Here is a 14,105-nt window from a genome sequence, read left to right as displayed (position 1 = left end):
CTTAATTTGATTTTATCGTGTTATTGGTTCCAAATGCGCTCATTCCTTCATTAAAATTTATCGTTTTGAAAAGTTATCGTATTCTAATAATTCCCTTCGTACTGAGTATTTCTGCATGTGGATGGTTTAAAACGCCTCCTGAAATCGGAAAAGTGTTGTCTGAGCATTTCAAGAACAAAATCTATAAAGATTTTGATACTGTAGCATTTGACAGTGTTTTTGTCAAAACCAGAGATAGTCTGTCAGTTGGGTTTATCAATCCTAAAACCATAAAAGCCTTTTATACAGAACACCATTCAGAGCCTATTTTAATTACCCGTTTTTATGTAAACGGCCAGTTAGATTCGCTTACGCATTATTTAAAAAGCAGCAATCAACATGGTTTTAATCCAAAAATCTTTAAAGTTGAGGAAATTGAAACACTACTTGAGGAGCTTTCTTCTAATAAATTTAAGAAAGTTTCAGAGAGTTATGCTGTGCTGGCCAAATTGGAATTGTTATCGGCAAATGCCTATTTGAATTATACCAATTATCTGAAGTTTGGTGCGGTAAATCCACGTGGTATTTTTTCCAGGTATTACATCAAGGTAAAGCGCCCGGATAGTATTGGTATGAGCCGGATTTTAGATACCGAAAATATTGCAGATACACTTCGCAATGTTCAACCAAAATCTGAACAATATCGTTTATTGCAAACTGCTTTTTTGAATGCAAAAGAGGATTTTGAAAAGCGAATTTTATTTGTGAATATGGAACGTTTACGGTGGCAACTTCCGGAAACCGGAGAGAACTTTGTACAAGTGAATATTCCCGATTTTAAACTTACATGGTTTGATAAAAAAGATACCGTAATTACCATGAAAGTTTGTGTAGGCGGGAAGCGCGAAAATGGTTACGAAGACAAGCTAAAAGCCTTTGCAAAATCAGGCAATCTGGACGATAAACCGAAGAATCATGAAACGCCATTATTGTTTAGTAAAATTAACTCAATACAAGCAAATCCGATATGGAATATTCCGGTGAGTATTGCGCAAAGTGAAATTTATTGGATGGCAAGAAAAGATCCATACTACCTTTCTAACAGCAACATTAAAGTGTACTATAAAGATAAATTAATTGGTGAGCCAGATACCATAAACTGGAACCGATACTCGCGAGATAAATTGCCCTTTAAATTTAAGCAAGGTTCTGGTGGCGGAAATGCATTGGGCAAGTTTAAATTTATTTTTGACAACAGCTCCAGTATTTATCTACACGATACGAATAATAAAAACGGATTTAATTTGAGTAATCGTGCCATTAGTCATGGTTGCGTTCGTATCGAAAAACCTTTGCAGTTTGCAGAGTTGCTCGTTAGAGATTCTTATACTTATGATAAGCTTAGAGCGGAAGTCGATTTGCCACCCATTGATAGTACGCATGTGAAGTGGTACAAAAAACGTTTGGCGCAAAAAGCCGATACAACAAAATCTTTTCAATTGAAACCTGCATGGTTTGCGCCTAAAAAACAAATTCCATTATTGATTACTTATTTCACGGCATGGTCTCAAAATGATCAGATCCAATATCGTCCCGATGTCTATGGCATGGACGAAAAACTTTGGGTTGCCACAAAGAAATTTAGGTAGAAGCCTTATGTTTGCAGAATGTTAGAACAAACTCCCTTTAATCACGAGGCCGACTTAATCCACCGTACAGAAAAATTTATTAAATGTTGGTTTAAGCAAACGTTAAGTCCGGATTTGAGTGATTTCTTTATCCTTCCGGGGAACAAAGTTTTAGAGCGCAAAGTTATTGTGAGTCGGTTAAAAGGTGTATTTGGCGCGTCTGATGAGTATGTTGGTGGCCGATATGATATTATCGATTCGGATTTTAATCTACTCGGTGATGGTAAAGGAATGGGTTTTGTAGAAGGTGTTGCTGGTTTCCGCGCAATGCTAAACAAACAATATAAAATTGTAAGCGGACCTTTTAAGTTGTATTTCGCTTTGCAGGAAGGTCATTGGAAAATCGTAAATATAGAATTTCCGGGATTTAGTTATTAATAGACCTAAAGCCGCCTTTACATTAATCGAATAAAAATACAATCCATTTTAAGGTGTGATGTAAATCTAAAGATTTAAAAAATAAATCTCGGATATAAGTTTATTACAATCCAGATTCTCCTCTTTCCTTATTTTTTCTATCTTTGGTTTTTAATGAATTTCCTTTATCCGGGCTTTCTTTTCGCACTTTTTTCGGTTGCTATTCCGATAATAATCCATTTATTTAATTTCCGGAAATTTAAAAAAGTATACTTTTCTAATGTTCAGTTTCTAAAAGATGTAGAACAACAGCGTTCATCTAAAGAAAAGCTCAAGAATTTATTAATCTTACTCAGTCGTATTCTGGCACTCGCATTTTTGGTTTTGGCCTTTGCGCAACCCTATGTTCCTGTAAATACACAGAAAACAGTTCAGTTGAGCAATTCTGCGAGTATTTATATAGACAATTCCTTTAGTATGGAAACGGTAAACCAGGATGGGACTTTGCTGGATGATGCAAAACGCAGAGCTAAAGAACTGGTTAATACATTTGGCATTAATGATCGTTTTCAGCTGCTTACAAATGATTTTGATGGCAAACAACAGCGTTTACTCAATAAAGACGAATTTTTTAAAGCGCTTGATGAAGTCAGCATTTCTCCGGTAATCCGAGATCTTCAACAAATCATCAATCGGCAACAAGGTATACTTTCCGGATCGGTAAACAAATATGCTTTTCTGATTTCTGACTTTCAAAATAATATGGCGGTTAAAAACGTCTTACAAACGCGAAAAGACATACAGTTTTCATTTTTAAAACTAAACGCTACACCTTTAGCAAATGTTGCTGTAGATAGCGTTTGGATGCTTTCGCCAAGTCATCAGCCTGGTGCTGCAGAGCGTTTGGTGGTTCAGCTTAAAAATTATTCGCAAGAAGCAGCTAAAAATATTCCGGTTAAGCTGATCATCAACAACCAGCAAAAAGGTTTAAGTTCTGTGAATATTGCAGCAGGAAAAAGTTTTGCAGATACGCTTAATTTCTCCGGACTACAGCCGGGTTGGCAAAAAGGGATGATCAGCATTAAAGATTTTCCGGTAACTTTTGATGATTCGCTGGCCTTCAGTTTCAAAGTAGACAAGAGTTTGGCTGTGTTGAGTATTAATGGCGCAAATGCCGGAAATTATATCCGCGCTTTATTTGCAGCAGATCCATATTATAAACTTACTGAAAATACCGAAACCCAAATTAATTACAGCGGATTTGGAAATTACGGTCTGATTGTACTTAACGGACTTAAAAATCCTTCGAGCGGTTTAGCACAGCAACTTAAAAGTTATATGAATGCAGGCGGATCTGTCGTAGTTTTTCCAGATCTTGATGCCGATATTCAAACATACAATGCATTTCTTTCTGGTTTATCTTTGCCCGCAATTGAAAAGCTTAACACCATTCCGGCAAAAGTTGAGCATATAGAACTTCAACATCCAATTTTCAATGCGGTTTTTGAAGAAATTCCAAAGAATCTCGACCTTCCTGAAGTTACCAGATATTTCAGTTTTATAGAACGGAATACATCAACCCAAGAAAATTTACTGACTTTACCTACCAAGAAACTATTTTTTGCAAAATATGCGTTCGGCAATGGCGCTGCATATTTGTCTGCGTCTGGCTTAAATTCTGCTGATGGAAATTTGGCTCGTCATTCCGTTTTTGTGCCGTTGATGTATAAAATTGCACTCAGTACCGGTAGTGATGGTGCGCTGTATTATACGCTGGGAAAAGCCAATGCATTGCAGAGCCAGAAAGTAAATACCGGAAAAAACCAAACCCTGAGTTTAAAGGCGAAGAATTTTGAAGCCATTCCTGAATTGCGGCAAAGCAACGGCAAAACGTTGGTTTACGTTGCCGATCAGATTAAAAATCCTGGATATTATAACCTGAATTTAGCAGATTCTTTGCTCAATGTTTATAGTTTTAATACAGGCAGAAGCGAATCTGATTTACATTACCTTTCTAAAAGTGAATTGGAACAACTGGCCGGAAAAAGTAACCTCAAAATATTTGATACAGATAAAGATGCCGTAAAACTCATTGCCGGCACCAATAAAATAGGACAAACATTATGGAAACTTTGCCTAATTTTGTCGCTGGTTTTTATTGCAGCAGAAATTTTGCTTATCCAATTTTTTAACCCCACTAAAAGAACAATATGAATCTCCTAATACAGCAAGTAACCATTGCAGATCCTCAAAGTAAATTTAACCAGCAAAAATGCGATGTTCGGGTTAGCGAAGGGAAAATTGTTGCAATTGGCCAACTCGCTGCCGAAAAAGATGAAACGGTATTTGATGCAAAAGGCGCTTATTTATCGCCAGGTTTTTTCGATCTGAATTGTGCCGCCGGCGATCCGGGTTTTGAAACCAAAGAAGATTTACAAACCTTAACAGCAACGGCAAAAGCTGCCGGTTTTACAGGTTTAGCTGTGCTTCCACAAACCAATCCGGTTGTGCAATCCAAATCTCAGGTAGAATATATTATCAATAAAACAAAGCACAATCTAGTAGATGTTTTGCCTCTGGGTGCCATTAGTCAAAACCGCGAAGGCAAAGAAATTGCAGAACTCTTTGATATGCAACACGCCGGAGCCGTTGCTTTTTCTGATGGAGACAAAGCTTTGCAGGACGATGGTTTTATGAGCAGAGCACTGCAATATGCAAAAGGATTTGATGCCTTATTGATGGTTTATCCGGAAAATAAATCTATTGCAGGAAAGGCGCAAATTAATGAAAGTAAAAACAGCGTACTTTTAGGTATGAAAGGATTGCCCGCACTTGCAGAAGAAATGCACATTGCGCGCGATATTTTCCTTGCCACGTATAACGATACTAAAATTCACATCAGCAATATCTCTACAGCAGGTTCTGTTGCCTTGATTCGCCGCGCGAAGAAAGATGGCCTTCGTATCAGTTGCGATGTTACCGCACATCATTTGGTATTTACCGAAGATTTACTTGTAGATTTTGACAGCAACTACAAAGTAAAGCCACCATTACGCAGCAAAGCTGATGTGAAAGCTTTAATAGCGGGTTTGAAAGATGGAACGATAGATGCCATCACTTCTCAACACCGACCAGAAGAAATTGAATTTAAAAATGTAGAGTTCGAAATTGCCCATTATGGCATTATCGCCCTGCAAACCGTTCTTCCATTGGCACTAAAAACCGGCTTAGATATAGATGTTTTGGTAGAAAAACTGAGTATCAATCCAAGGAAATTACTTAATTTAAATATTCCGGTGGTGGAAGAAAGTGCGGACGCGAACTTCACAATTTTCAACCCGACAGAAAAATGGACATATAATACAGAAAATAATTTTTCTAAATCGGCAAACAGTCCGCTTCTAGGTACAGAACTTACCGGAAAAGTTATCTTCGTTTACAACAACAAACAACATCAGGCTTTTTAATCGTAAAAAAGCAAAATAAAATTATCCCAAAAATCTAAATATCAGAAGATCTAATTATGGACAACAAAATAAAAGATGCACTTAAAGCGTCAATAAAACAATATGCAACTGTGGCATCTGTAGATGCAACAACTTTTCAAAACGAATTAATCGCAGCTTTTGAGCTTGATTTGAATTTTCTGGATAAATTAACCGCATTTGATGCTGTTTTTGATTCGCATCCAGATTTTGAAGAATTAAGAGAAATTTTCTTCGACGTTTTAATGGTTAACTTCTTTGCCAGTGACGTTCAAAAACTGGAAGAAGATTATCTTGAAAGTGATGAATGGGCAAAAATTGAAGAAGATACCATAGAACGCGGAACAGAGCTTCTAAATTTATTGCTGTACATCAAAGAATGTAAAGACGAAGATATTGAACCAGAACTGGGTGATTTCCTTAAAGAATTTTTGTTGGTTGAAGACGACGAGTTTCAGGACGAATTTGAAATTTATGAAGAATTGATCAGCAACCAGCATTTGGCAGAAAGTAGTATAGAAGAAATTGCTAAAACCTCAGAAAAGTTAAATATCAGCCAGGAAATGGAAGAATTGTTTGTGCCATTTATGGCCTTTTTTCTCGACGTGGAAGGCAGTGCAACAACAGTTAAAGAAATTAATCAATTTAGCCGTAACAAATCGTTCGATTCTGCGACTTATATATTAATCACTTCAATTCACAACTAAATATTCGCTCATGGAAGAACAAAACATTACAACGGGTGCCTTTACAGAAGGTAATCCTGTTTTACAACAAGATAAAAAACCAAATGCATTGGCTTTTAAAGTAGCTATTAGTTTTGCCGTTTATACACTGGCTACGTTTTATCTTTACAAGTTTTTAGGTATAGATGCTGCCAATCCGGATATGCCAGTGGCAGAAAAAATCATATCTATGGTTTTGTCTTATGGTATTTTCATTTTAGCTATTGTGTATACACAAATCACACATAAAAGAGAACTTGGCGGTTATATTACTTACGGCCGTGCGTTTTCGACAGGATTTAAAGTTGCGGCCTACGCTGGTCTTTTTATTGGTTTGCTGTTCATATTGTATTATAAAGTATTGGATACAGCCGCAATGGATCATATCGTAGATGCTTCTATTGCGCAGGCAAAAGGCAATGAACAACAAATAGAAGGCATCCGTAAAATGAGCGGATTCATGTGGATTTTTGCAGCATTTGGTGCAGCCATCACATACACCATCTTTGGCTTAATTGTGAGTTTAATTTCTGCAGCAGTGATTAAAAAGGATGTGAAATTGTAAAGTAGATTTCAGTCTCCAAAAAAATAATGAACGTGCAGGTTTTATCATTTAATTTGATGAAATTTGCACGTTTTATTTTAAAACCAGTTTTGAGCGGTAAATCTCAATACACATACCTCAATACCCAATTTTATAAATGGATATATCAGTTGTAGTACCTTTATATAACGAAGACGAATCATTGCCAGAGTTAACCGAATGGATAGCTAAAGTGATGAAAGAAAATAATTTCACCTATGAGATTGTTTTAGTTGATGATGGAAGTACAGACCAATCCTGGCCCGTAATTGAAACGCTTAGGGAAAATAATCAAGCAATCAAAGGCATAAAATTCAGACGGAATTATGGTAAATCTGCAGCATTAAATGTTGGGTTTGAAGCCACGCAAGGCGATGTAATCATTACAATGGATGCCGATTTGCAAGATAGTCCGGATGAAATTCCAGAGCTTTACCGCAGAATTAAAGAAGAAAAACTGGATCTTATCTCCGGTTGGAAAAAGAAACGTTACGATCCGATAACCAAAACTATCCCAACAAAATTATTCAATGCTGCCACACGTAAAATGAGCGGGATTGAACTAAATGATTTCAATTGCGGCCTTAAAGCTTACCGTAGCGATGTAGTTAAGACTATAGAAGTTTATGGAGAAATGCACCGATATATTCCCGTAATTGCTAAATGGGCGGGTTTTGGTAAAATATCAGAACAGGTAGTAGAACACCGCGCACGGAAATACGGAACCACTAAATTTGGTTTTAGCAGGTTTATAAATGGTTTTCTGGATTTACTTTCCATCTTTTTTGTAGGTAAATTTGGCAAACGCCCGATGCACTTTTTTGGTTCACTTGGCGTATTAAGCTTTTTCGTGGGTATCATTATGTCACTCTATACACTTATAGAAAAACAATACCTTATTTATAACGGACAACCTTATCGCAATGTAACTGATCAACCATTGTTTTACCTTTCTTTGGTTGCAATTGTTGTGGGTTCGCAGATGTTTCTGGCTGGTTTTATTGCCGAGTTACTATCACGCAATGCGCCGGAAAGAAATCAATATTTAATTGAAAAAGAACTTAAATAAGCGAAATACTAAAGCTTAAAGTAAAAAGCTTTGGTCTGTAGTTTTTCGCTTTTAGCTCCAAAACATGTTTTTCTCCATCATTATACCGCTTTATAATCGTCCGCAAGAAATAGACGAGCTTCTTAGTACTTTAACTAAGCAAACCTATTTACAGTTTGAAGTTTTGGTAATTGAAGACGGCTCTAAAAACGATGCGCGGTCAATTGTAGAATCATACCAGGATAAACTGGATATCAAATACTATTTCAAAGAAAATGCTGGTCAGGGTTTTGCTCGGAATTATGCTTTTGAACGGGCTAACGGCGATTACTTTATTATTTTTGATTCTGATATTCTTGTACCGTCAGATTACCTGGAGATTGTTAAAAATTACCTTTTTGAGCATAAGTTAGATGCATACGGCGGTCCGGATGCTGCGCATAATAGTTTTACGCCCGTACAAAAAGCAATCAGTTATGCAATGACATCGCCTTTTACAACGGGTGGTATCCGCGGAAATAAAAAACACGTTGGGCAGTTTCATCCACGCAGTTTCAATATGGGTGTTTCGCGAAAAGCCTGGGAAAAAGTTGGCGGATTTATTTTAACCCGTTTAGGTGAAGATATTGAATACAGCATCCGTATTCACGAAAACGGATTCAAAATCGGACTAATTCCCGATGCAAAAGTTTACCACAAACGCCGAACAAGTTTTAGTCAGTTTTACAAACAGCTTCACTTTTTTGGAAGGGCAAGGATTAATATTTATAAACACTTTCCTAGAGAACTTAAACTGGTACATTTCTTTCCGGCAGCATTTACACTATTTGTGGGATGTACAATACTGTGCAATCTGTTTTACTGGCCATTGGCCGGAATTTGCAATTTTCTGTTTGTTCTGTATTTTATGTTGATATTTTTCCATTCCTGGTCTGTAAATAAATCGGTAAAAGTTGCATTTTTGAGCATTATATCCTCGTTTATTCAACTAACCGCTTATGGTTTGGGATTTATCCAGGATTTATTTAAAAAAGTGATATTTAAACAATCATGATCAATTACCTAAAAGAAAGTACTTTCGCCGTTAATGATGTAATGCAAAAGGCTTGGGGAATAACCAAAAAACATTATTTCTCTATCGCAACACTTTGCTTTCTAATGTTTATTACGGCCAGCGCTTCCAGTTTGATGGCATTTTTTATTAAAGATGTAAGTAAGGCTTTAAGTGTAGTAATGGTTGTGATATTTGTATTGCTTTATTTCACCATCAATCTATCGCTTTTCAAATATATTTTTCACCTGATGGATGATGAAGAGCATGACGTGAAAATTGTAGATACCTTGCCAACACGCCTGCAAATTATCCGTTTTGTGGTTGCAACGCTTTATTTTGTGGTGTGTATTTTCGGCGTTTATGCAGTAGTAATTGTGGTTGCTTTCCCATTTGTTTATACCGGAATTAACGTAAGTGTTGTGAAAAACGTAGCCATTTCAGTAGGGATTATTGCAATTTTTATTACCTGGTTGCGTATTTCCTTTTTTCCTTTTTTCATTATCGATAAAAATGCGACTGCTTTTGATTCTATTAAACTGAGTCTGGCCACGACCAAAGGAAATTTCACCAAAATACTTCTGTTGCTTATTGTACTTGGCGGAGGTTATTTAATTTATTTGCTGCTCAATTATTTGCATTGGCCGCTGGTGGCTTTTGTAGTCAATATGTTAAGTTCATTTATCATTGTTCCTTTATCCAGCGTAGCGCTCACAGTTGCTTACCGCAAAATCGCCAGTGAATATAAAGGAGATGACCATCCGGATATTTTGCATAATATTGTTTAACATCTAAATCCCTAAAAGGAGATTTTAAGCCACATAATGCCATGCCAGTAAAAACTAACGGAATAAATATTAACATTAGAAAGGAGAAGCCCCTTTAGGGGTTTGGGGTTTATGGGATTAAAAGCTGCATTAAGCAAACCTTTTGCCGCATTTGCCGTTTGGCAAATCAATAAATGGAAGAATAATGCCCTTAACGCTCAAGAAAATATTCTGCAAAAACTGATTCGGGAGGCCAAAGATACAGCGTTTGGCAAAGACCATCATTTTGTAGAGATCAAGGATTATTCAGACTTCAAGAAAAATGTTCCGGTACAAGATTATGAAGGGTTACGCACCTATGTAGATCGCGTTGTTGCGGGAGAAGCAGATGTATTGTGGAAAGGTAAACCATTATATTTTGCAAAAACATCTGGTACTACATCTGGCGTAAAATACATTCCTTTATCTAAAGAATCGATGCCAGAGCATGTTAAGGCGGCCAGAAATGCCATTTTAAACTATATTCATGAAACCGGGAAAACCGACTTTGTAAATGGGAAAATGATTTTTTTACAAGGTAGTCCGGTGCTGACCAAAAAACATGGAATAAACATTGGGCGCTTATCCGGGATTGTTGCTCATCATGTTCCGGCATATTTGCAGAAAAATAGACTTCCATCTTATGAAACCAATATTATTGAAGATTGGGAGCAAAAGGTTGATGCAATTGTAGAAGAAACTTTTGCCGAAGATATGACCCTGATTTCCGGTATTCCGCCTTGGGTACAAATGTATTTCGATAAGCTTTCGGAAAAATCTGGTGGGAAAAAAATTGGAGAAATCTTTAAAAACTTTAGCCTATTCATTTACGGCGGCGTAAATTTTGAGCCTTATCGCGCTAAAATAGAGCAAAGTATTGGCAAACGCATAGATGCAATAGAAACCTATCCGGCTTCAGAAGGTTTCATCGCTTATCAGGATTCGCAAAGCGATAGAGGTTTATTGCTACTTGCAGATGCGGGAATTTTTTATGAATTTATTCCTGCCGAAGAATATTATAATGAAAATCCAACAAGAATTTCACTTGCAGGTGTACAACTAGATCAGAATTATGCACTGATTTTGAATACAAATGCAGGACTTTGGGGATACAGTATTGGCGATACCGTAAAGTTTGTTTCGCTTAATCCTTATAAAATAGTGGTTACCGGCCGCATCAAACATTTTATCTCTGCCTTCGGCGAACACGTGATTGGTGAGGAAGTAGAACACGCTTTGCTTACGGTTGCGAATGATGAAGGTGTAGAAATTACCGAATTTACGGTTGCTCCGCAAGTAAACCCGCAAAATGGCCAATTGCCTTACCATGAGTGGTTTGTGGAGTTTTCTACTGCGCCAAATGATTTGCCAGCTTTTGCAGTAAAAGTAGATCAGGCTTTGCAAAAGAAAAATATTTACTATTTTGACCTGATTGAAGGAAATATTCTTCAACCATTAATTATACGGCCGCTACAAAAAGACGCTTTTGTAAATTATATGAAGAGCGAAGGTAAACTTGGCGGACAAAATAAAGTACCTCGTTTAAGTAACGATCGCAAACTTGCTGATGCACTGGAACAGTATATTACCAATTTATAGATCCGTCATTGCGAGAAGGAACGGCGAAGCAACCTTTGGCAAGAAACCAGATGTTTCTGCTCGCCCAAACCCAGCTTCGTCACAGCGAAGCTAAATTATAATTAAATAAAAAAGCTTAATTAATTTAAGCGTTACGATATTAAAAGATTTGAAAAGAATTACCATTTTAGGTTCAACAGGAAGTGTGGGTACGCAGGCGCTTGAAGTGGTGAGAGATCATCCCGGTGTATTCAAAATAGCTGTTTTATCTGCATTAAAAAACGCTGCACTGCTTATTCAGCAAGCGATAGAATTTAAGCCAGCGGTAGTTGTGATTTGTGATGAAAGCAAATACAATGAAGTAAAAACGGCGCTTTCATCATTTGATATTCAGGTTTTGGCTGGAGAAGCCGCTCTCTCAGAAGTTGCGGCTCATCCCGATAGCGATATTGTGCTTACCGCTTTAATGGGCTCAGTTGGATTAAAGCCAACGGTTGCAGCTGTTAAAGCCGGCAAAGATATTGCTCTTGCTAACAAAGAAACTTTAGTGGTTGCCGGTGAGTTGATTACACAGCTGGCCACCAGCCATCAGGTTAAAATTTTACCGGTAGATTCTGAGCATTCGGCCATATTTCAATGTTTGGTAGGAGAGGAGCAGAACGAAATTGAAAAAATTTACCTAACCGCATCTGGAGGTCCTTTTTTAGGTAAAACAAAGGATTTCCTATCAACAGTGACAAAAGAACAAGCGCTAAAACACCCAAACTGGGTAATGGGGGCAAAAATTACGATAGATTCTGCCAGTTTGATGAACAAAGGTTTGGAAGTTATAGAAGCCAAATGGTTGTTTAATCTGGCGGAAAACCAAATTGATGTAATTGTGCATCCGCAATCCATTATTCATTCTATCGCTCAATTTACTGATGGATCTATGAAAGCCCAAATGGGCGTTCCGGATATGAAATTGCCTATTCAATATGCATTAACCTATCCAAACAGGCTAAAGAACAATTTTAAACGTTTTAACTTTCTGGATTATCCAAACTTCAGTTTTCAAAAACCAGACATGGAAAACTTCAGGAACTTAGGTCTTGCATACTCTGCTTTGGAAAAAGGTGGGAATATGCCGTGTATCCTTAACGCCGCAAATGAAGTTGTTGTAGAAGCATTTTTGAAAGATGAAATTGGTTTTCTGGAGATGAGTGACGCCATTGAACGATGTATGGCAGATATTAAGTTCATTGAAAAACCACAATTGAACGATTATTTAGAAACTGACCAACAGAGCCGTATCTTAGCGGCAGAGTTGGTAACAAAAAGAATATTTTAACATCTAACTAAAAATTTTTAAAAGAATATGAACGGATTGATTATGGCGGGGCAGCTGCTGCTCGGATTGTCTATTTTGGTGATATTGCACGAATTGGGGCACTTCTTGGCAGCAAGAGCGTTCGGTATTAAAGTAGAAAAATTTTATCTGTTTTTTGATGCCTGGGGATTTAAGCTTTTCAGCTTTAAACGCGGCGACGTAGAATACGGTATTGGTTGGTTGCCACTTGGAGGTTACGTGAAAATTGCCGGTATGATTGATGAAAGCATGGATACGGAGCAATTGGCTCAACCTGCGCAACCTTGGGAATTTCGTTCAAAACCGGCCTGGCAACGTTTAATTGTAATGCTTGGAGGTATTATTGTAAATGTTATTGTTGGGATTCTGATCTTTTGGATGATGACTTTTACACAAGGCCAAACCTATGTAGAAAATACAAAACTAGATAATGGAATTGCTGTTGGGCAAATTGGTAAAGATATTGGCCTGCAAAATGGTGATCGGATTTTAGCCATTAATGGAAAAAAACTTATCCGTTTTGAAGATTTACTAAGCTCAAAAGTATTGTTTGGCGATGCGCAATTAACCGTTCTTCGCGGCGAAAAAACGCTTTATGTTACTGTTCCAGACAATGTTCTCAATAAGTTATCGAAAAACGACAAAGAAAATTTCATCTCCCCGCGTTTAAAAATGGGCAGCTTGAAAGAAGTTGCTGCACCAGAACAGAATGAAGAAAAACCTTCGTTACTCGGCAGACTTTTCAATAAAAAAACAGAAACCCCGGTTTATCCCGCATATGCGGCAGGTTTGAAAGCCGGCGACAGCATTCTGCGTGTAAATGGCCAGAATATCGTTTTCTTTGATCAGTTTAAAGAGGAAATTTCTAAGAATGCAAATAAACGTGTTACCATTTACGCGCTTAGAAATGGCAAGGAAATAGATTTCCGGTTAACAGTAAATGCAGATGGCGTTATTGGTGTTTCCCCTAAATTCACTGATCTTCCTACTTCTCACGTAAATTATAGCCTTTCAGAATCTTTCCCGGTAGGGGTAAACATGGCATGGACAACCTTTGCAGATAATGCAAAAGGTATTGGTAAAATGCTAACTGGTAAAGTGAGTGCACGAAATATTAGCAGTCCGATTGGAATAGCGAAAGTTTATGGAAGCACGTTTGATTGGGTGAAATTCTGGACCTTAACTGGTTTAATTTCTATGGCATTGGCTTTTATGAATCTTTTGCCAATCCCAGGTTTAGATGGTGGCCACGTGGTATTTCTATTGATTGAAATGATCCAGCGGAAACCAGTAAGCGAGAAAGTATTAGAGCGCGCTCAAATTGTAGGATTTGTAATCCTGATCAGTTTAATGGTGTTTGCTTTTGGTAATGATATTTTAAAATCTTTCGGTAAGTAAACCGAATTGCATAATATTGCCGCAGATGCGCAGTGCTAAACTGAACATCTGCGGCTTTT

General features: G+C 37.4%; 12 protein-coding genes. All 12 read left to right on the top strand.

Annotated elements, in window-relative coordinates; translation table 11 throughout:
* Positions 1–65: 65 nt before the first annotated feature.
* A complete protein-coding gene (locus tag ACJVDH_RS12775) occupies positions 66–1,628 on the top strand; it encodes a L,D-transpeptidase family protein (protein ID WP_443943791.1) in 1,563 nt (520 codons plus the stop codon).
* Between the two features lie 18 nt (positions 1,629–1,646).
* A complete protein-coding gene (locus ACJVDH_RS12770; protein ID WP_443943790.1) occupies positions 1,647–2,045 on the top strand; it encodes a hypothetical protein in 399 nt (132 codons plus the stop codon).
* Between the two features lie 153 nt (positions 2,046–2,198).
* A complete protein-coding gene (locus ACJVDH_RS12765; RefSeq protein ID WP_443943789.1) occupies positions 2,199–4,238 on the top strand; it encodes a BatA domain-containing protein in 2,040 nt (679 codons plus the stop codon).
* Entirely contained in the window at positions 4,235–5,491 is a 1,257-nt protein-coding gene (locus ACJVDH_RS12760) for a dihydroorotase (protein WP_443943788.1), read from the top strand. The genes ACJVDH_RS12765 and ACJVDH_RS12760 overlap by 4 nt, the downstream gene beginning before the upstream one ends.
* Positions 5,492–5,547: 56 nt before the next feature.
* Positions 5,548–6,216, top strand: coding sequence for a hypothetical protein (locus ACJVDH_RS12755; protein WP_443943787.1), 669 nt, complete (start codon positions 5,548–5,550; stop codon positions 6,214–6,216).
* Between the two features lie 10 nt (positions 6,217–6,226).
* Positions 6,227–6,799, top strand: coding sequence for a DUF4199 domain-containing protein (locus ACJVDH_RS12750; protein ID WP_443943786.1), 573 nt, complete (start codon positions 6,227–6,229; stop codon positions 6,797–6,799).
* Positions 6,800–6,935: 136 nt separating this feature from the next.
* Positions 6,936–7,886 carry a glycosyltransferase family 2 protein gene (locus tag ACJVDH_RS12745; RefSeq protein ID WP_443943785.1) on the top strand — a complete coding sequence of 317 codons (951 nt, stop codon included), beginning with the start codon at positions 6,936–6,938 and terminating at the stop codon, positions 7,884–7,886.
* Between the two features lie 64 nt (positions 7,887–7,950).
* Positions 7,951–8,919, top strand: a complete 969-nt coding sequence (locus ACJVDH_RS12740) for a glycosyltransferase (RefSeq protein WP_443943784.1) — start codon at positions 7,951–7,953, stop codon at positions 8,917–8,919.
* On the top strand, positions 8,916–9,704 hold the full coding sequence (locus ACJVDH_RS12735) for a hypothetical protein (protein WP_443943783.1): 789 nt from the start codon (positions 8,916–8,918) through the stop codon (positions 9,702–9,704). Before ACJVDH_RS12740 ends, ACJVDH_RS12735 begins: the two co-directional genes overlap by 4 nt.
* Positions 9,705–9,815: 111 nt before the next feature.
* Positions 9,816–11,321: a GH3 auxin-responsive promoter family protein gene (locus ACJVDH_RS12730; protein WP_443943782.1), complete on the top strand. Its 1,506-nt coding sequence runs from the start codon at positions 9,816–9,818 to the stop codon at positions 11,319–11,321.
* 148 nt (positions 11,322–11,469) lie between these two features.
* Positions 11,470–12,630 (top strand): 1-deoxy-D-xylulose-5-phosphate reductoisomerase, encoded by a 1,161-nt coding sequence (locus ACJVDH_RS12725; RefSeq protein WP_443943781.1) that lies wholly within the window; start codon positions 11,470–11,472, stop codon positions 12,628–12,630.
* Between the two features lie 27 nt (positions 12,631–12,657).
* Positions 12,658–14,046, top strand: coding sequence for an RIP metalloprotease RseP (rseP, locus tag ACJVDH_RS12720; protein WP_443943780.1), 1,389 nt, complete (start codon positions 12,658–12,660; stop codon positions 14,044–14,046).
* Positions 14,047–14,105 lie beyond the last annotated feature (59 nt).

The organism is Pedobacter terrestris, assembly GCF_052343045.1.
Taxonomy (GTDB): Bacteria; Bacteroidota; Bacteroidia; order Sphingobacteriales; family Sphingobacteriaceae; genus Pedobacter.
The sequence above is the reverse complement of the archived record's forward strand: the minus strand, read 5'-3'. Positions and strand labels throughout refer to the sequence as shown.

What these genes read in the sequence shown, in the direction of transcription:
- ACJVDH_RS12740 (WP_443943784.1), top strand. Translation starts at nt 7,951, where the DNA reads ATGTTTTTCTCCATCATTATACCGCTTTATAATCGTCCGCAAGAAATA.
- ACJVDH_RS12755 (WP_443943787.1), top strand. Translation starts at nt 5,548, where the DNA reads ATGGACAACAAAATAAAAGATGCACTTAAAGCGTCAATAAAACAATAT.
- ACJVDH_RS12735 (WP_443943783.1), top strand. Translation starts at nt 8,916, where the DNA reads ATGATCAATTACCTAAAAGAAAGTACTTTCGCCGTTAATGATGTAATG.
- ACJVDH_RS12765 (WP_443943789.1), top strand. Translation starts at nt 2,199, where the DNA reads ATGAATTTCCTTTATCCGGGCTTTCTTTTCGCACTTTTTTCGGTTGCT.
- ACJVDH_RS12745 (WP_443943785.1), top strand. Translation starts at nt 6,936, where the DNA reads ATGGATATATCAGTTGTAGTACCTTTATATAACGAAGACGAATCATTG.
- ACJVDH_RS12730 (WP_443943782.1), top strand. Translation starts at nt 9,816, where the DNA reads ATGGGATTAAAAGCTGCATTAAGCAAACCTTTTGCCGCATTTGCCGTT.
- ACJVDH_RS12770 (WP_443943790.1), top strand. Translation starts at nt 1,647, where the DNA reads ATGTTAGAACAAACTCCCTTTAATCACGAGGCCGACTTAATCCACCGT.
- rseP (WP_443943780.1), top strand. Translation starts at nt 12,658, where the DNA reads ATGAACGGATTGATTATGGCGGGGCAGCTGCTGCTCGGATTGTCTATT.
- ACJVDH_RS12760 (WP_443943788.1), top strand. Translation starts at nt 4,235, where the DNA reads ATGAATCTCCTAATACAGCAAGTAACCATTGCAGATCCTCAAAGTAAA.
- ACJVDH_RS12750 (WP_443943786.1), top strand. Translation starts at nt 6,227, where the DNA reads ATGGAAGAACAAAACATTACAACGGGTGCCTTTACAGAAGGTAATCCT.